The organism is Photobacterium sp. TLY01 (genome assembly GCF_021432065.1).
Classification (GTDB): Bacteria; Pseudomonadota; Gammaproteobacteria; order Enterobacterales; family Vibrionaceae; genus Photobacterium; species Photobacterium halotolerans_A.
Genome location: NZ_CP090364.1, coordinates 2,104,029 through 2,122,717 on the forward strand (window position 1 = coordinate 2,104,029; position 18,689 = coordinate 2,122,717).

The 18,689-nt window shown below is 51.4% G+C and carries 19 protein-coding genes; 3 read left to right on the forward strand and 16 right to left on the reverse strand.

Translation table 11 applies throughout. From position 1 onward, the window contains the following. From pal to aspS, 16 genes are all read right to left on the reverse strand, one after another. Window positions 1-534 carry a peptidoglycan-associated lipoprotein Pal gene (gene pal, locus LN341_RS10015; protein WP_046222340.1) on the reverse strand — a complete coding sequence of 178 codons (534 nt, stop codon included), beginning with the start codon at window positions 532-534 and terminating at the stop codon, window positions 1-3. 36 nt (window positions 535-570) lie between these two features. Beyond that, the gene (gene tolB / locus LN341_RS10020; protein ID WP_046222339.1) at window positions 571-1,917 is read right to left on the reverse strand and encodes a Tol-Pal system beta propeller repeat protein TolB; all 1,347 of its coding nucleotides are present in this window, start codon (window positions 1,915-1,917) and stop codon (window positions 571-573) included. Between the two features lie 12 nt (window positions 1,918-1,929). After that, on the reverse strand, window positions 1,930-2,976 hold the full coding sequence (gene tolA, locus LN341_RS10025) for a cell envelope integrity protein TolA (RefSeq protein WP_046222338.1): 1,047 nt from the start codon (window positions 2,974-2,976) through the stop codon (window positions 1,930-1,932). A gap of 8 nt (window positions 2,977-2,984) precedes the next feature. Further along, on the reverse strand, window positions 2,985-3,434 hold the full coding sequence (gene tolR / locus LN341_RS10030) for a protein TolR (protein WP_046222337.1): 450 nt from the start codon (window positions 3,432-3,434) through the stop codon (window positions 2,985-2,987). Window positions 3,435-3,439: 5 nt separating this feature from the next. Then, complete coding sequence (tolQ, locus tag LN341_RS10035; protein ID WP_046222336.1) at window positions 3,440-4,126, reverse strand: protein TolQ; 687 nt, start codon at window positions 4,124-4,126, stop codon at window positions 3,440-3,442. Next, entirely contained in the window at window positions 4,127-4,531 is a 405-nt protein-coding gene (gene ybgC, locus LN341_RS10040; protein WP_234203208.1) for a tol-pal system-associated acyl-CoA thioesterase, read from the reverse strand. Between the two features lie 221 nt (window positions 4,532-4,752). Further along, window positions 4,753-5,079, reverse strand: coding sequence for a cyd operon YbgE family protein (locus tag LN341_RS10045; RefSeq protein ID WP_234203209.1), 327 nt, complete (start codon window positions 5,077-5,079; stop codon window positions 4,753-4,755). Further along, window positions 5,051-5,170: a cytochrome bd-I oxidase subunit CydX gene (cydX, locus tag LN341_RS10050; protein ID WP_046222334.1), complete on the reverse strand. Its 120-nt coding sequence runs from the start codon at window positions 5,168-5,170 to the stop codon at window positions 5,051-5,053. Before cydX ends, LN341_RS10045 begins: the two co-directional genes overlap by 29 nt. Before the next feature lie 11 nt (window positions 5,171-5,181). After that, window positions 5,182-6,318 carry a cytochrome d ubiquinol oxidase subunit II gene (cydB, locus tag LN341_RS10055; protein WP_046222333.1) on the reverse strand — a complete coding sequence of 379 codons (1,137 nt, stop codon included), beginning with the start codon at window positions 6,316-6,318 and terminating at the stop codon, window positions 5,182-5,184. 25 nt (window positions 6,319-6,343) lie between these two features. Next, window positions 6,344-7,927, reverse strand: a complete 1,584-nt coding sequence (cydA, locus tag LN341_RS10060; protein ID WP_046222332.1) for a cytochrome ubiquinol oxidase subunit I — start codon at window positions 7,925-7,927, stop codon at window positions 6,344-6,346. 1,042 nt (window positions 7,928-8,969) lie between these two features. Continuing rightward, window positions 8,970-9,983: a Holliday junction branch migration DNA helicase RuvB gene (ruvB, locus tag LN341_RS10065; protein WP_046222331.1), complete on the reverse strand. Its 1,014-nt coding sequence runs from the start codon at window positions 9,981-9,983 to the stop codon at window positions 8,970-8,972. A gap of 10 nt (window positions 9,984-9,993) precedes the next feature. Further along, on the reverse strand, window positions 9,994-10,614 hold the full coding sequence (gene ruvA / locus LN341_RS10070) for a Holliday junction branch migration protein RuvA (RefSeq protein WP_046222330.1): 621 nt from the start codon (window positions 10,612-10,614) through the stop codon (window positions 9,994-9,996). A 102-nt stretch (window positions 10,615-10,716) separates the two neighbouring features. Further along, entirely contained in the window at window positions 10,717-12,174 is a 1,458-nt protein-coding gene (locus LN341_RS10075; RefSeq protein WP_234203210.1) for a methyl-accepting chemotaxis protein, read from the reverse strand. Window positions 12,175-12,347: 173 nt separating this feature from the next. Then, the gene (ruvC, locus tag LN341_RS10080) at window positions 12,348-12,869 is read right to left on the reverse strand and encodes a crossover junction endodeoxyribonuclease RuvC (RefSeq protein ID WP_046222328.1); all 522 of its coding nucleotides are present in this window, start codon (window positions 12,867-12,869) and stop codon (window positions 12,348-12,350) included. Between the two features lie 5 nt (window positions 12,870-12,874). Next, window positions 12,875-13,618 (reverse strand): YebC/PmpR family DNA-binding transcriptional regulator, encoded by a 744-nt coding sequence (locus LN341_RS10085; protein ID WP_046222327.1) that lies wholly within the window; start codon window positions 13,616-13,618, stop codon window positions 12,875-12,877. 172 nt (window positions 13,619-13,790) lie between these two features. Continuing rightward, window positions 13,791-15,578 carry an aspartate--tRNA ligase gene (gene aspS, locus LN341_RS10090; RefSeq protein ID WP_046222326.1) on the reverse strand — a complete coding sequence of 596 codons (1,788 nt, stop codon included), beginning with the start codon at window positions 15,576-15,578 and terminating at the stop codon, window positions 13,791-13,793. 296 nt (window positions 15,579-15,874) lie between these two features. Here aspS and LN341_RS10095 point away from each other — a divergent pair, with 296 nt between their 5' ends. The 3 genes from LN341_RS10095 to cmoB all read left to right on the forward strand — a co-directional run bounded on the left by LN341_RS10095 (window position 15,875) and on the right by cmoB (window position 18,652). Continuing rightward, window positions 15,875-16,750 carry a DUF72 domain-containing protein gene (locus tag LN341_RS10095; protein ID WP_046222325.1) on the forward strand — a complete coding sequence of 292 codons (876 nt, stop codon included), beginning with the start codon at window positions 15,875-15,877 and terminating at the stop codon, window positions 16,748-16,750. Window positions 16,751-16,918: 168 nt separating this feature from the next. Further along, window positions 16,919-17,647, forward strand: coding sequence for a carboxy-S-adenosyl-L-methionine synthase CmoA (gene cmoA, locus LN341_RS10100; protein WP_046222324.1), 729 nt, complete (start codon window positions 16,919-16,921; stop codon window positions 17,645-17,647). Between the two features lie 30 nt (window positions 17,648-17,677). Then, window positions 17,678-18,652: a tRNA 5-methoxyuridine(34)/uridine 5-oxyacetic acid(34) synthase CmoB gene (gene cmoB / locus LN341_RS10105; RefSeq protein WP_234203211.1), complete on the forward strand. Its 975-nt coding sequence runs from the start codon at window positions 17,678-17,680 to the stop codon at window positions 18,650-18,652. Window positions 18,653-18,689: the final 37 nt, after the last annotated feature.

The window sequence follows — 18,689 nt, forward strand, 5'->3', positions numbered from 1 at the left end:
TTAGTAAACCAGAACCGAACGACGGTTCTTCGCGTAATCGGCGTCAGTGTGGCCCAGTACCAGCGGCTTCTCTTCACCGTAGCTTACGATAGAGATCTGGCTTGAAGACACACCCAGTGCCTGCAGGTACTTCGCAACAGCATTGGCACGACGCTCGCCCAGTGCGATGTTGTATTCTGGCGTACCACGCTCATCAGCATGACCTTCTACTACAATTTTCACACCGCTGTTGTTACGCAGGTATTCAGCATGTGCTTCAAGCATCGCCTGGTAGCTGGCTTGAATTTCAGCGTTGTCAAACTGGAAGTATACAGTTTGTTCCTGACGCAGTTGCTGGTTGCGGATTTCTTGCTCTGACATCGCCGCTGAACCAGAATCTACAGGTGTTACAACTGTGGTTTCTGAGCCAGTGGTGCCAGCGCCAGTGTTCGTTTGAGCGGCAGAACTGTCTGTGCTGTCGGTAGAACTACAAGCAGCCAGAGTAAACATTGGCAGCGCAATTGCCAAACCCTTTAAAACTTTATTCAGTTGCATTTTTTTTCCTTATTTATCGCTATATTGCAGTGAACCCTATAAGAACGGTCCCCAAGATGGCGCTCTTACTCGTCCACTGGTAGCCGGTAAACGAGCCTTAAAACGACCATCAATTGATACCAGAGACAACTCGTTGGATTTGTTATTTACCGAGCTGTAGATAACCATGCCGCCGTTCGGGGCAATGCTTGGCGATTCATCCAAAAATGTTTTTGTCAAAATCTGTACAGCCCCTGTTTTCAAATCCTGTTTGGCAATGTTGTAACCCGAGTCCGATCGGTTCACCATTACCAAATAACGGCCATCTGGAGTCAGCTGACCACCGAGATTTTGCGATCCTTGCCATGTCAGACGCTCAGTCGAACCGTCAGCTAAATTTACTCGATATATCTGAGGTTTACCACCTCTGTCTGACGTGAAAATCATAGATTGACCGCTTGGATCCCAAAACGCTTCCGTGTTGTTAGCACGCCCGTCCGTCACCTGTTTCATCGCTTTCGTCTGTAAGTCCATCACGTAGACTTGCAAACTCCCACTTTTCGACAAGACCATGGCCAGTTTCTTCCCGTCAGGGGAAAAACGCGGTGAACCATTGTGTCTAGGGAATGAGGCGACCATTTCACGGGTGCCATTCGTAATGTCCATGATAAAAATCTGAGACTGCTGGTTTTCAAAACTTACGTAAGCCAGTTTGTTACCGTCAGGCGACCAGGACGGTGACATCAGTGGTTGTTTGGATTTCAGCACCAACTGTTCGTTATAACCATCGTAATCTGCAATGCGTAGCTGGTACGGATAATCCGAATTATCGTCGATGACCACATAAGAAATGCGCGTCAGAAACGCCCCTTTTTCACCGGTCAGTTTTTCATACACCACATCCGAGATCCGGTGCGCGTACTGACGCAGACGGTTGGTTCTGACAGTCGCTCGGTTATTCAGCAAAACGTGATCACTGGTCTGAACCAGTTTGCCGTCTTCCAGACCACGACTCTCGCCATTGGTGAGCTGACCGCGCACCACATCAATCAGCTGGTAATTGATCACATAATTACCATCAGCGTTCTTGCTGACCGAGCCTGTAACCAGTGCATCGACACCTAGTGCAGTCCAGGCGGCATAATTGATATCTGCTTCACTGGTCGGCGTTTGCGGCATGGCATTTGGGGCGACAGGGCTGAATTTGCCACTGCGACGTAAATCCGAGGCAATCACAGACGCCATATCCACAGGTGCGGCACCACCGCCTTCCCATTGAAAGGGAATAATACCGATGGGGCGTGCCGAATCGACACCTTCAGTAATCACCAGTTCCAGTTCAGCATGTGCCAGTTGGCTCATGGTGAGCAGGGCGGCACACAAGCCCAAAATCCAACGCTTCATTAGCTTTCCCTCTTAACTTACTGGCTTCACGGTTAAGCGAATTGAACGCAGTTTTTCCACCACAGCCGGATCTTCTGGCATGGGAAACTGGCTGACTTTGACAACGGCCGCTTTGGCCGCACGACACAAACCTGTATCGCCACCCACATCCGACACATCCAGCAGCAGGCCGCTCACAGACAGTCGCATTTGCAGGTTACATTCTTTACCCGAGAAATTTTGCTCAAACAGCAAATTTTGCTGAATCATCTGCTTGTAAATTTCACCGTAACGGGCCGTTTCATCCGCGATGAACTGCCCTTTCGCACTGCCGCGCTGCTCGGTTTCCGCTTCCAGACCTGCAAACATGTCATTCAGGGCGGCTTCCTGCTGCCGCTGCAGGGCTTTTGCTTCTTTCGCTTTGCGTTCGGCTTCTTTACGGGCAGCTTCTGCTTTACGTGCTTCTTCTTCCGCTTTCTTCTTGGCCGCTACTTTCGCCTGACGATCAGCTTCAGCCTGACGAGCCGCTTCTTCCGCACGTTTTTGCTCTTCAATCTTCTGCTGACGTGCAAGTTCAGCTTTGCGCGTTGCTTCTTCCGCTTCCTGTTTAGCTTTTAACTTAGCCTGACGTTCAGCTTCCGCTTTTTTTGCTTCTTCACGAGCCAACTTGGCTTGTTCGTCTGCCTGACGCTTCGCTTCCGCAGCTTTTTCTTTTTCACGAGAGATCCGTTCCCTTTCCGCATCCGCTTCGCGCGCCGCTTTTTCAGCCTGAAGTTTATCCGCTCTCAGTTTACGAATACGCTCCTCTTCAGCCTGGCGTTGCTGTTCCAGTGCCGCAGCCTGGCGTTCAAGGCGCTCAAGACGCTCTTGCTCCGCTTTTTTGGCCGCATCTCGCTGCTCACGAAACTGACGGGCCTGCTGATTTACCAAAGCCGGATCAACGACAACGGCCTGAATCGTCGAACCCTGAGGTTTGGGCTTCGACATGGTAAAATCCGTTCCCCAAATCAAAGCAGCAATCAGAACAGCATGGAAAAATAACGAAATAATGATGGCAACTGTATAGTTGTTTTTCTTCATTTACGTCCCTACTGCTCCAATGGCTCAGTCATCAGACCGACAGAACCAACACCAGCCTGATTCAAGGCATCCAGCGTTTCGATAATCGCTGAGTAAGGGACTCTGGCATCGCCCCCCACCATGACGGGTGTTTTCGGATTCAGCTGCAATTCGGCTTTCACGCGCGTCAGCAGCTCCGTCAGTTGCAGGCCGCGTATCATGTCATCGTTATTGACGCTCAGACCCAGTTGCCCGTCTTTATCGACTTCAACAATAATAGGGGCACCGCTGTCATTTTCACCGGCCAGTTCAGCGGCCGTTTTTGCCGTCTGCGTGGCCGGTAGCTCGACATCGACACCCTGAGTCACAAATGGCGCGGTCACCATAAAGATAATCAGGAGCACCAGCATGACATCAATGTATGGCACCACATTGATTTCCGCTGTCATCTTGCGCTTTTTCGGTTGATAAGCCGCCATGATGCTTACTCCTGGTTCGCAGCAAACGCCTGACGGTGCAAAATGCTGGAAAATTCTTCCATAAAGGTGGCGTAGTTATGTTCCAGCTTGGCAACCTTGTTCGTCAGTCGGTTATAAAACATCACAGCCGGGATAGCGGCAAACAGACCCATCGCCGTTGCAACCAGTGCCTCTGCAATACCCGGCGCAACCATCGCCAGCGTGGCCTGCTTTACTGCACCCAGGGCAATAAAGGCGTGCATAATACCCCATACGGTACCAAACAGGCCGATATATGGACTGATAGAGCCGACTGTGGCCAGAAACGGCAGATTGGTTTCCATTTCTTCCACTTCCCGCGACAGTGATACACGCATCGCACGGCCAGCACCTTCCATCACAGATTCTGGCGCTTTGCCATTATTACGGTGCAAACGGGCAAACTCTTTAAAGCCTGCATAAAAAATCTGTTCCGTTCCGCTCAGATTATCTTTACGGCTCTGCACTTCCTGGAACAGATGAGATAAATCAATGCCAGACCAGAAACGATCTTCAAAGCGCTCGGCTTTTGAGGCTGCCTGAGACAATACCTGTGAACGTTTCACAATCATCGCCCAGGAGATGACCGACATTCCCAACAGGATCAGCATAACAATTTTGACCAGCAGGCTCGCCTGCAAAAACAAATCCAGAATAGAAAGTTCAGCACTCACTTAGGCTATCTCCGACAGTATATGTTCTGGTATCACAATGGGTTTCATTGAATGAGGGTTGACACAGGCTACCTGAACAGTAGCTTTACACAAGCATTGCCCTTCATTGTTTACTAAAATCTGACAAAATTCGATGGAGGCTCTGCGTACTTTCAACGGCCAGGTACGAACCTTGAGCTGATCGTCTAATCTGGCACCTTTCAGGTAATCAATTTCAAGATGGCGCACCACGAAACTGAAACCTTGCGCTAACATGTCCTGTAAGCTGACCCCAAAACTTCTGAATAGTTCCGTTCGGCCACGCTCAAAAAATTTAAGATAATTGGCATGATAAACAATGCCGCCAGTGTCTGTGTCTTCAATATAAATAGTGATTGGCCAATCAAAGGCGTTTTCTTCTGTCATCCCACGACCACTAATGATGATGCATATCTGACGCCAAAAAAATGACGTCAGCAGGTAATCCAGCCACAACTATACCGGAGTTAATTTGGAGAATGAAACCCCTGACTTTCAGCCGGTATTATTTCCTTTCAATTTTTGACCTTGTCGGTATTTCCGGGAAATACTGTCACATAAAGCACAGCCCGCTATGTTCAGCGGGCTGTGTCATCAAATGCATGTCTTCAGCTCAGTCGAAGCCATAATATGCCCGCTAATATGGGTAAAGCGGCATAAGGCGTGAAAAACAGCTGCCAGTACCAGCGGCGAGGCACAAAACCGACCCCGAAGATAATCGCGGTACAACATGACCAGATGAGCGCCGGAGAAACAACAGGGCCGAAACCGCCGATCGCTTTGGCAAACGAAACAGGATCCCAAAGCACAAGCCCGGCTGTGACCAGTCCCATCATCAGGGCCAGCACATGCAGCGTACCGTGCGCCAGCCAGGCATGGCTTGTTCTGACCCAGGTATCGATGCGATTACTCACTGTCTGATTGGTTTTCAGCATCCATATTCTCTGTCGTTTCTAACCACAGTGCGTTAATAATACCGAACGAGCAGGCTAACAGAACACCCAGAATCCAGGCGAAATACCACATAGTCAGTCTCCTTAGTACAGTGAATTTTTATTGTCTTCGATATATTGCTTATCGAGACGGCCAAACATTTTGTAATAACACCAGCAGGTGTAAGCCAGAATGATAGGAACCATCACAAAAGCCACCACTGTCATAATGTTCAGTGTCAGTTCGCTGGATGTCGAATCCCAGAGTGTCAGACTGTGGTTGGGGATCTCGCTGGACGGCATGATGAACGGGAACATTGCAAAGCCGAAAGTCAGAATAATGCCCGCCATGGTCAGACTGGAGAACAGGAATGCAAAACCTGCCCGTTCAGCACGACACGCCAGAACCGTCAGCAAAGGCATGATCACCCCCAGTGCCGGTGCAATCCACAACAGCGGTTGTGCATTAAAGTTAGCCATCAGCGCGCCGGTCTGGCGAACCACTTCTTTATTCAACGGGTTGGACGCTGCATCCTTCACCAGCTCAGAAGCAATCACATACCCTTCGATGTTTTTCGCCCAGAATCCAGCCAGCACAAAAGCGACTAAGGTGATTAACGCGGTGATCGGCGCAATGTTTCGTGCCCGAGCATGCAGCTCTTCCGTGGTTTTCATCTGCAGGTATACCGCGCCCTGCGTCACTATCATCGCCAGACTGACAATGCCACACAGCAACGCAAACGGATTAAGCAGACCGAAGAATGATCCCTTGTAACTCGGTATCAGCAGCTCACTCAGCACAAAAGGCACACCTTGCAGCAAGTTACCAAAGGCCACACCGAAGATTACAGGCGGCACCAGGCTACCGATGAAGATCGCGCGATCCCACAGGTTACGCCATTTAGGGTCTTCAATTTTTGAACGGTAATCAAAGCCCAGAGGACGCAGCCAGAGGGCTGCCAGTGTCAGCACCATAGCCAGATAAAATCCGGAAAAAGCCGTCGCATAAACCAGGGGCCAGGCCGCAAATAAGGCGCCACCAGCGGTGATTAACCAAACCTGATTACCGTCCCAGTGCGGGGCGATAGAGTTAATCATGATGCGGCGCTCAGTGTCTGTTTTACCAATAATATTGGTCAGCACACCGACCCCCATGTCAAACCCGTCTGTCACTGCAAAACCGATGCACAAGACACCAATCAGCAGCCACCAGATAAGACGTAACACTTCGTAATCAAACATTTTTAATTCTCCTGTCCGTCCCGACTCACTTCATGACTGGGTTATCAGTTAAGTCATGCGGCGCGACATTCTGTTCAAAATGGTAGCGCCCTGTTTTCAGACTGCTTGGACCCAAACGGGCGAATTTCACCATCAGATAGACTTCCGCAATCAGGAAACAGGTATACAAAGCAATGATCGCAGCCATCGATGTCAGTACTTCCGAGACAGCCAGATCAGACGCCGCCATAGCCGTTGGCAAAATTTCACCCACCGCCCAGGGCTGGCGACCATACTCAGCGACAAACCAGCCCGCTTCAATGGCGATCCATGGCAGTGGAATGGCATACAGCGCCGCGCGGAGCACCCATTTTTTCTCAGTGATCTTATGACGGCAGGTTTGGATAAATGCCGCAGCGAATACGCCCAGCATGATAAATCCACAGCCGACCATGATACGGAACGCCCAGAATAACGGCCATACGGTCGGCAAAGAGTCTGCCGCCGCTTGCGCGATATCCTCTTCCGTGGCATCCACGACCCTGTCGGTATAAGGCTTCAGCAACAGGCCATAACCCAGATCGTGTTTCACGGCATCGAACGCAGCAATGTTTTCAGGGGATTTGTCACCCGCACGCAGTTTCTCAAGCAAACCATAGGCCTGCATACCGTTACGGATACGCACTTCATGTTCATCTTTCAGATCACGCAAACCCGTCACTTCAGTGTCGAATGAACGCGTCGCAATAATCCCCATCACATAGGGGATCTTGATGGCGTAATCGGTATGCATGGTGTCCTGGTTAGGTATCCCAAACAAAGTGAAGGCCGCCGGGGCTTCTTCGGTGTGCCACTCGGCTTCAATGGCAGCCAGTTTTGCTTTTTGAACATCACCCAGCTCGTAACCGGATTCATCACCCAGCACGATCACAGACAGAATAGAGGCCATACCGAAAGAAGCTGCAATCGCGAATGAACGACGGGCAAACGGCAGATCGCGGCCTTTAAGAATGTAGTAAGAGCTGACACCCAGAATGAACATGGCGCCAGTGACATAGCCTGATGCCACAGTGTGAACAAATTTCACCTGCGCAACCGGGTTGAGGATCACTTCAGCAAAACTCACCATCTCCATGCGCATGGTTTCGAAATTGAACTCAGCGCCGACCGGGTTTTGCATCCAGGCATTGGCAATCAGAATCCACAATGCAGAGAAGTTTGAACCCAGGGCCACCAGCCAGGTTACCGTTAAGTGCTGGCGTTTGCTGAGACGATCCCAGCCAAAAAAGAATAAGCCGACAAAAGTGGATTCAAGAAAAAAAGCGATTAAAGCTTCAATGGCAAGCGGGGCGCCAAAGATGTCGCCGACGTAGTGAGAGTAATAGGCCCAGTTTGTACCGAACTGGAATTCCATGGTCAGTCCGGTAGCAACACCCAGTGCGAAGTTAATGGCGAAAAGCTTACCCCAGAACTTGGTCATGTCCTTGTAGATTTGCTTTCCGGTCATCACATACACAGACTCCATGATGGCGAGCAGGAACGCCATGCCCAGGGTCAGTGGGACGAACAAAAAGTGGTACATCGCAGTCATTGCGAACTGTAACCGCGATAGTTCGACGATATCAAACATGATAACTCCTTAAGTCACCAGTCTCCCGGTAACGTACGACATAGTGAATCGAGTACGCCCAGCAAGTGTTCTTCAAGATTACCGTCTATTGATTAAAAATTCAGCAATCATTGATAAATAACCTTACAACGAATGATTCATCGATAGGCTATGTAAAACGCCAGCGAACACGCCTGTCTGATTTACAACATCCTTTTCTGACCAGCGAATCGCTCGACAAACCGAATGTTGCAGACTTGTTTCGAATTATAGATTTTAATGTAAAACCACAGCCGAATAAGCTGAAACTAATACTACTGACTTCGCCACACAGGTTCAAAGGTATTTCTTAAAAACGCGCAGATCCGCCAGGCAGATCGCGATTTAAATCGTATAGATAAGGCATTTCCATGCGGGAGATCAAACTTTCCTCAACTGCATATTTTTGTATCTAACACTTTAAAAAAATGTGATTTTTCAATTATAAAATTACAAAAAATGCACGTTTAATCAGTAAACAAAACACCGGGCTCACCAGAAATAACGGGTATATTTTCTCAGTAAAGTTAACCGCTAATCATAGGGGCCTTACGGAGGATAACGCCTGTAAACGGGCGTAAAAACAGTGTGATTAAAATAAAGGCAACAATATTTATTGATTAGTTTTTCTAATCCAAAAATCAAGTGATGACGTCGACTTCAGACAGCGGGTATGACCACACAGGCGGGCAAAACAACGATCACTTCTCAGCAGAGATCAGGGGAGTCCTATTAACATTTCCCGGTTTCGCCATGGCAGTCATGGCGAAGTTTTAAACAATCACTGCCCTGACTTGACCTAACAAAAAAATCAGTCTCTCGTGGGCGGAATCAGGTATTTGGACCGCTTGCGGCATTTTGTCGGTGTAAAGCATCAGGGTTTCACCCACCGGACCCAAATTCACGGACTGGAATTGTTAATGATATGAGATGAGTCAGCCGAATTTACCGGCAAGACCATGCGTGAAAAACAAACAAAAACGGAGCCTTGGGCTCCGTTTTTAACATTTAATGATCGGTATGATCAGCTGTCCGGGATATCCAGACCAAAATGCAGATAGGCGCGATGGGTTGCAATCCGTCCTCGGGGTGTGCGCTGCAAAAAGCCCTGTTGAATCAGATAGGGTTCGAGTACATCTTCTATCGTATCCTTTTCTTCTCCGATAGCAGCTGCCAGATTGTCCAGCCCGACCGGGCCGCCCATAAACTTATCAATAATTGCCATCAGCAGTTTCCGATCCATATAGTCGAACCCACTGCTGTCCACATCCAGCATATCCAGCGCCTGGCTCGCCACCTCGGCGCTGATACGACCATCACTTTTTACTTCTGCATAATCGCGTACCCGCCGTAACAACCGGTTTGCGATACGCGGCGTGCCCCGGGCACGACGGGCGATTTCCAGTGCCCCTTCAGGCGCCATGGACAACCCGAGACACCGGGCACTGCGCTGCACAATATCCTGCAGATCGGCGACTTTGTAGTATTCCAGCCGCTGGGTAATGCCAAAACGATCGCGCAGGGGTGAAGTCAGCGAACCGGCACGTGTTGTCGCACCCACCAGGGTAAAGGGAGGTAAATCGATCTTGATAGAGCGTGCAGCCGGCCCTTCACCAATCATGATATCCAACTGGTAATCTTCCATCGCCGGGTAGAGCACTTCTTCCACCTGAGGACTGAGACGATGAATCTCATCGATAAAGAGCACGTCATTTTCTTCAAGGTTGGTCAGGAGTGCGGCCAGATCACCGGCCTTTTCCAGCACAGGGCCTGACGTAGTCCGGATACTGACGCCCATTTCATTCGCGACAATGTTAGCCAGTGTGGTTTTACCCAATCCGGGAGGCCCAAAAATCAGCAGATGATCGAGCGCTTCAGCACGCAGTTTCGCAGCCTGAATAAAAATTTCCATCTGGCCACGAACATGATCCTGGCCCTGATAATCCTCCAATAATTTCGGGCGGATGGCACGGTCTATGACCTCTTCTTCGCGGTTGACCGGGTAACTCCCCGAGACCAGGCGATCAGCTTCTATCATACAATCTCACTTACACCATGGAGCGCAGGGCTTCACGAATGATCACTTCACTTGGCATATCATCCTGCGCGACCTGAGCCACCACTTTAGAAGCCTGCTGGGGTTTATAGCCCAATGCAATCAGAGCGCTGACTGCTTCATCTTCCGCCCGGTTCTTCTCGGATGCTGCAGACTGCGCCTGACTGGCAGCGGTATCCAGCGCAGGCGTGAAGAGATCGCCCTCGCCCCAGCCTTTCAGGCGGTCTTTCATTTCAACCAGCAGACGTTCTGCCGTTTTCTTACCCACGCCGGGGATCTTCACTAAGGTAGAAATGTCTTCATTTTCCACACAAAGCACAAACTGACTGGCTGTCAGGGCTGACAAGATAGCCAAACCCAGTTTCGGTCCGACGCCGTTGGCTTTGATCACTTCGCGAAATAAATCCCGCTCACTTTTCTTATTAAAACCGTACAGCAGCTGAGCGTCTTCTCTCACCACAAAATGGGTGGCGATGGTGACTTCCTGCCCTGCTTCCGGTAATTCGTAAAAACAGCTCATCGGCATCTGAACTTCATACCCGATTCCGGCGGCTTCAATCACCACTTCCGGTGGCTGTTTTTCTAGGATGATTCCTCGTAATCGGCCAATCACTGCCTTGCCTCTATCTCGCAAATTAAATTGGCTCTAGCATAATAAAGCGCTGGATGGATATCCAGCGCTTTATCAGGGTATGGCAAGAAATGACAGACCAGATCAAGCCTGATGCCGTGACACCAGTGCATTGAGGCTATCGGCGAGCCCTTTTAGGGTTTCAACCCGGTTCGCCAGCTCAGCGCCCTGCTGAGCCACCTGATCCGAAACCTGGTTGGTCTGCACCACACTTTGCGCCACGTCAGTACTGGCCTGATTGAGCTCTTTGAGTGACTGGACCTGAATCCCCAGCGTATCGGCCAGACGGTTCACATCCTCAGACAACCCTGTGATCTCGGCAATAATGCCGCCCAGCTCAGTGGCCGTGGCATGAATGACTTTTTGCCCCTGCTGCACTTCGTTTTTGCTTTTCTCCAGCAAGCTGCGGATCTCTGTGGCTGAAGCATTACTTTTTGCAGACAGCTTCCGGACTTCATCGGCAACCACGGCAAATCCTCGTCCCGACTCCCCGGCTCGCGCGGCTTCAATCGCCGCATTCAATGCCAGCAGATTGGTTTGTTCGGCAACGGCAGTGATCAGCTCAGCAGCCGACATGACTTCATTATTACTGTGCAGGATGCGGGCGATCGCTTCCGTCGAGGCGTTCAGTGATGCCGAGCTGTGCTGGGCCTGAGTTTCTATGGTTCGGCTGCGCTGGCGCAATTCGATCACAGCGCGGTCTGATTCATCCAGCCCTTCTGTCATCTGTCCGAGTTGCTGGCTCATCTGCTCTGCCGCACTGGCCTGCGACAGACAGTTTTGATTGAGATCTTTCACCTGATGATGCAATGCATCCGACTGCTGCTCCAAATCATCGGCTAACTGCGCCAGCTGGCTGGCATTATCACTGGCACGATCCATAATGCTGCCCAAGGCCTGCTCACCCTCTCTGGCTTGCTCAGCCAGTGTATAGCTGGCCCGTTCAGCCTCAGACGATTTTTCCAGCGCGGCTTCTCGCTGACGCACGGTAAAAGCCTGAGCAACACCAATCACAATCAGAGGCAGCAATAAGCCAGACCAGGTTTCCAGCCGTTCTGCTGCCGGCGTTAATACCAAGTGAGGAAAATCGTGGCCGGCCAGAGATTCCTTGATCATCCAACCCGAGATCACGACAACCAACGCACTCCAGATCATGGCTGTGATCGGTCTGGCTGCCAGGAAAAAAGCCACGATCAGCAACGGCATCCAGAAGGCCTGAGTAGAAACAACAATACCGCCACTTTGATAGACGATATTCACAGCATGGATCACCATACCGAGGAAACCTACGTTCACCGCGAGCTCAATCTGTTTCAGCCAGCGGACAAGCAAACCGGCCAGTATTTCACAGCCAATCAGCGTTACAGAAGTGATAACCAGACTGGTGTGCGCGTGACTTGACCATTTTATCCAGCTGTACAGGCCGACAAAAAACGAGATGAGGGTAAAAAATAGCAGGGTATCAACCAGACGGGCCTGCTCGCCTTGCCACTGATGTGCCGAAGGCAAAAACAGGCCGCGCCAAAAAGCGACTGGGGACATTTGGTCATCCTTGTCATTGTTATTTTTGAACTATCCAACAGCTCCGACCACTATATTCAGTTAACAATGAATTAACAAAGAAAAAAGCAGCACAAGGCTGCTTTTTTTGATCCGTCCAACAGAACACATGCCTGACAGGGATATGGATAATCTGACTCAGCAGCACGTGGCTGCTATCTGTATCGTCCCCGTTTTGAACCAGATGCCTGTCCTGCCATCGCCACCAGGGTTTTATGGGTATGGGCATGACAAATCGCCACGGCCAGGGCATCTGCCGCATCCGCCTGAGGCTTACCCGGTAGTTTCAGCATATGGCAGACCATGTGCTGAACCTGTACTTTATCGGCACTGCCCTTGCCAACCACCGCCTGTTTAATCAATCTGGCCGCATATTCGCTGACAGGGATCTGGGCATTCACAGCGGCAACAATGGCGCTGCCGCGTGCCTGCCCGAGCTTCAGGGCTGAATTGGCATTTTTGCCCATGAAGACTTCCTCAATCGCAAAGTCATCGGGCCGGAACTGGGTGATCACTTCAGTAACCCCGGCGTAAATCTGATGCAGCCGCCCCGGAATATCATCGCAACTGGTGCGGATACAACCGCTGCCCAGATATTCCAGTTGCCTGCCCACCTGACGGATAACACCGTATCCCGTGATTCTGGAGCCTGGGTCTATCCCTAAAATAATGGCCATTCAGATTACAACTGTTCCGCCACTTCGTCAGAGATATCACCGTTATGGTATACCTCCTGCACATCATCCAGATCATCCAGTGCATCAATCAGACGCAGCAGTTTGGGCGCCGTGTCTGCGTCCAAATCGGCTTTAGTGGACGGCACCAGGGTGACTTCCGCGTTCTGGGCCTCAAAACCGGCACTGTCCAGCGCGTCTCTCACCGGGCCAAAATCCGCCGGTGTGGTGTAGACATCAATCGAACCATCCTCATGGGTTTCAACATCATCGGCTCCCCCTTCCAGTGCCGCTTCCATGACGGCGTCTTCATCCAGACCCGGCGCGTAAGAAATCACCCCTTTTTTCTCGAACAGGTAATTCACGCTGCCGTCGGTACCTAAATTACCGCCCGCTTTACTGAAGGCATGGCGTACACCGGATACCGTACGGTTGCGGTTGTCTGTCATGCATTCAACCATCACCGCGGTGCCGCCCGGGCCGTAGCCTTCGTAAATGACGGTTTCCATGTTGTCGTCACCTTCACCGCCGGCACCACGGCTGATGGCACGGTTGATGGTGTCACGCGTCATGTTATTCGACAGCGCTTTATCGACAGCGGCACGCAGACGCGGGTTGCTGTCGGCTTCAGGGCCGCCTTCTTTGGTCGACACCACGATTTCTCGGATTAACTTGGTGAAAATTTTGCCACGCTTCGCGTCCTGCGCCGCTTTACGGTGTTTGATGTTAGCCCACTTACTATGACCTGCCATAACAATGCTCCGGATTAATCGAGGGTGTTGTCCCAGCGTTGCGTCACTGGGAGGCGCTGATCACTGTTCAGAACACGGCGAGAGATCGTCCATCAGATGGTAAGAAGCAGACTGCAATGTTTTGAAGAGTGATCGGGCTGGCAGAGTTGCCAGCCCGGATAAACCTGATGGATCAGGCTTCGGTATTTGGTTCGTCTTTCGCAGCCAGTTTCACCGCAATTGCCAGCTCCTCAAGCGCGGCCGGATTGGCCAGACTTGGCGCATCTGTCATCAGACACGCAGCTGCCGTGGTTTTCGGGAAGGCAATCACGTCACGGATATTCTCAGTGCCGCACAGCAGCATGACCAGGCGATCCAGACCAAATGCCAGACCGGCATGCGGCGGCGTACCGAATTTCAGCGCATCCAGCAGGAAGCCGAATTTCAGTTGCTGCTCTTGCGCGTCAATACCCAGAATATTGAATACGGCCGCCTGCATGTCAGCGTTGTGAATACGCACAGAACCACCGCCCACTTCATAGCCATTGATGACCATATCGTAGGCATTCGAATTAGCTGCCGCAGGATTGGCCGCCAGCTCTTGCGCAGTCATATTCAGCGGAGCGGTGAACGGGTGGTGCATGGCATGCAGGTTTCCTTCTTCGTCTTCTTCGAACATCGGGAAATCAACCACCCACAAAGGTGCCCATGCTGATTCGTCAGTCAGTTTCAGATCTTTACCCAGCTTCAGACGCAGGGCGCCCATCGCTTCATCAACCACATTCTTGCGATCGGCACCGAAGAGCAGAATATCGCCAGACTCAGCCTGAGTCCGCTCCAGCAGCTCAGCAACAATCTCTGCGTTCAGGAACTTAGCCACCGGCGACTGCACGCCGTCAAAACCGGCCGCGCGATCATTGACCTTCATCCATGCCAGACCTTTGGCACCATAGATACCCACAAAGCTGGTGTATTCGTCAATTTGCTTGCGAGACAGTTCCGCACCGCCCGGTACACGCAGCACAGCTACGCGGCCTTTCGGATCATTGGCAGGGCCGGCGAAGACTTTGAAGTCAACGTCTTTCAGGACATCAGCCACGTCCACCAGCTCCAGCGGGTTCCGCAGATCTGGCTTGTCTGAACCGTAACGGCGCATTGCTTCTTCGTACTTCATGACAGGGAAAGTACCCAGATCAACGTTCAGCAGTTCTTGCCACATTTCGGTGACCATCTGCTCAGTCACGGCACGCACCTGGTCGGCCGTCATGAACGAGGTTTCGATATCGATCTGGGTGAATTCCGGCTGACGATCTGCACGCAGGTCTTCGTCGCGGAAACATTTCACGATTTGATAGTAACGGTCAAAACCAGACATCATCAGCAATTGCTTGAAGAGCTGTGGTGATTGAGGCAGTGCGTAGAAGCTGCCTTTGTGCACACGGCTCGGAACCAGATAGTCACGGGCACCTTCCGGTGTCGCTTTGGTCAGGACTGGGGTTTCAATATCCAGGAAGCCGTTTTCATCCAGGAAACGACGCACGAAGCTGGATGCTTTCGCACGCAGCTTGATGCGATCGCTCATTTCCGGACGACGCAGGTCCAGATAGCGGAATTTCAGACGCTGTTCTTCGGTGTTCTTCTGGTTAAAGTCCAGCGGCAGCACATCGGAGCGGTTGATGATTTCCAGGCCTTTGGCAATCACTTCTACTTCACCGGTCGCCATGTCTTTGTTGACCTGGCTGTCCGGACGCTGACGGACTTCACCGGTCAGACGGATACAGAATTCATTGCGCAGTTGGTTCGCCACCTCGAAGATATCTTTCATATCCGGGTCAACCACTACCTGAACGATACCTTCACGATCTCGCATATCAATGAAAATAAGACCGCCTAAATCACGACGGCGGTTGACCCAGCCGCAAAGCTCAACGGTTTGTCCCGCATGGGACTTGTTCAGGTGACCACAATATTGGGTGCGCATAAGAATTTCCCGATCTGTTTACTTACAATCCTGTGTGTCCATCCCAAATGGTATGACAGACACCAACTGTGCCAGTTTCAGCCATCATCAGTGCCCGTTGCGGCCTGACTGACGTCCGAAATAAAAATAACGCGGTATTATAAATGAAAAACACCACTGTAGGAAAAACCTCTGGCGTAAATCAAGCAAAATAGCCAGTTTCCAGCCGCGAATGTTGACCGAATGGCGGGATATTCTCCACAATGTCAGCCAATCTCCTATCCGGATGGATAAAAAGTATTCACTAAGGTTTTTCAATGCCCTTTGCTTCCCCCCTTAAGATTGGCATGGCCATGTGGTCACATGCGCCCTGGCAGCGGAGTCTCTATGGTCGCGGCTGCCCTTCAACCGACAGATTAAGCCGGTACGCTGAAACCTTCTCCACGGTCGAAGGCAATACGACTTTCTATGCCACACCTAAGCCGGCCACGGTACAAAACTGGGCGGATGCCACTCCGGATGATTTTCGATTCACTTTCAAGCTGCCGAAAACCATCACCCATCAATATAAACTGATGCACTGCCAGGGCCAGTTGGGTGAATTTTTTCATGTCATGGCGCCTGTGGCAGAAAAAACCGGTATCTGGAAAATTCAACTGCCCGCCAGCTTCGGTCCTGCAGAACTGCCAGCGCTGTCCGCTTTTCTTAAACAGCTGCCGTCAGAGCTGACGGTTGGTGTTGAGGTCCGTCATCCGGCCTTTTTCAGTAAAGGCGAAGAAGAAAAAGCCCTGAACCGGTTGCTCATCGAGCATCAGGCCAACCGGATTATCATGGATACCCGCCCGGTTTTTTCCGCCCCCGCCACCAGCGAGGCCGTCATTGATGCCCACCAGAAAAAGCCCAGAGTGCCGGTTCATGCCATTGCAACCGCCATGCACCCTGTGGTGCGTTTCATTGGTCATCCGGAACTTGACGCCAACGATCCCTTTTTTGCCAACTGGTTACAACGCCTTCCCCTGTGGCTGAGTGAAGGACGCCAGCCTTATTTGTTCATTCATACGCCCGACAACGACTTTGCGCCGGAACTGGCTGTCCGGCTTCATCGCCAGCTGGCACAACAATTGGCCGGCACAGCACAGACCCTGCCCGAGCTGAAATTACCGCAAGGTGGCGACCAGGTATCACTGCTCTGAACCCGGCCTGACCCACCCGGTAAATCCACAAGACAACTGGCGCTATTTTATCTACAATACGCGACTTTTCAGCGGGAGAAGGACTCCCCATAGCCATAAATCGCCGTGCGGCGAGATATGCAGGAAGGAACCGTCCGAGAATCAGATATCAGGTGTGAGGAAGAGATAATGGCTGGCCACGACAATTTGTTCGCCGCCCCGATCGATAAATTGGGTGATTTTACCTTTGACGAACGCGTCGCCGAAGTATTTCCGGATATGATCCAACGCTCTGTGCCGGGATACAGCAATATCATCTCCGCCATTGGCATGCTGGCCGAGCGCTTTGCGATGCCGGATTCCACGATTTATGATCTGGGCTGTTCACTGGGCGCTGCCACGCTGTCCATGCGTCGTCATATCAAGCAGCCCGGTTGCAAGATCATCGGTGTCGACAACTCCCGCGCCATGGTGGAACGCTGCCGTCTGCATATTGACGCTTACCGTTCCGACACCCCGGCAGACATTATTGAAGCGGATATCCGGGATGTGGAGATTCACAATGCCTCTGTGGTGGTGCTGAATTTCACCCTGCAGTTTCTGGCACCGGAAGATCGCCGCCAGCTGCTGGAAAAGATCTATGCCGGCCTGCGTCCGGGCGGCATTCTGATCCTGTCTGAGAAATATGTCTTCGAGAACGGGCAGGCACACGAATTGCTGATCGACCTGCATCACGATTTTAAGCGTGCCAACGGCTACAGCGAGCTGGAAATCAGCCAGAAACGCAGCGCCATTGAGCATGTCATGCGTCCGGACAGCATCCCGGCCCACCGTGAGCGCTTGGCCGATATTGGTTTTCGCAGCGTAGAAGTCTGGTTCCAATGCTTCAATTTCGGCTCTATGTTTGCCATCAAGTAATCAACCCATTAAAGGTAATTTTGACGCGTCATGTTTAGCTTTTCAGAATTCTATCGCTTATTGGCCAATGACGAGCAACTGCGTCCCTGGCTGAACAGTTTGCCGCAGCAATTATCCGACTGGGAAACCGCCCAGCACGGCGACATGGCCCGCTGGGTTCGGGCGCTGAAAAAGTTTCCTACCGATAAGCCGGACTTTATCGACCTGAAAACCCAAGTCAGTGTGATGAATGAAGTGCCGGTTGCCGAGGGTGAGCAAAAACGCCTGGAAAGCTTACTGCGTCTGCTGCACCCCTGGCGTAAAGGCCCGTACCATATCCATGGTATTCACATCGACACCGAATGGCGTTCCGACTGGAAATGGGATCGGGTTCTGCCGCACATCTCGCCGCTCAAACACAGGAAAGTACTGGATGTCGGTTGTGGCAACGGCTATCACATGTGGCGCATGCTGGGTGAAGGTGCCGCACTGACGGTGGGTATTGATCCGTCGAACCTGTTCCTGATCCAGTTCGAAGCAATCCGTCGCCTGATGGGCCAGGATGAGCGGGCTTACCTGCTGCCGCTGGGTATCGAACAACTACCGGAGCTGAAAGCATTTGATACCGTTTTCAGTATGGGCGTGCTCTATCACCGCCGCTCGCCGCTTGACCACTTGCTGCAACTGAAAAATCAGCTGCGCAAAGGCGGTGAACTGGTGCTGGAAACCTTAGTGATTGAAGGCGATGAGAATGCTGTGCTGGTCCCGGGCCACCGTTATGCTCAAATGCACAACGTCTACTTTTTCCCGTCCGCCAAAGCCCTCAAAGTCTGGCTGGAAAAAAGCGGTTTTGTCGATGTGCGGATTGTGGATGAAAGTGTCACCACCACAGATGAGCAACGCTCTACCGACTGGATGACAAATAATTCACTGCCGGAATATCTCGATCCAAAAGATACCTCAAAAACAATCGAAGGTTACCCTGCCCCAAGACGTGCTGTGCTGGTGGCCGTAAATCCTGACTAAGTGTTAACAAAAGGGTGCTACCCGCATCCTTTTTTGT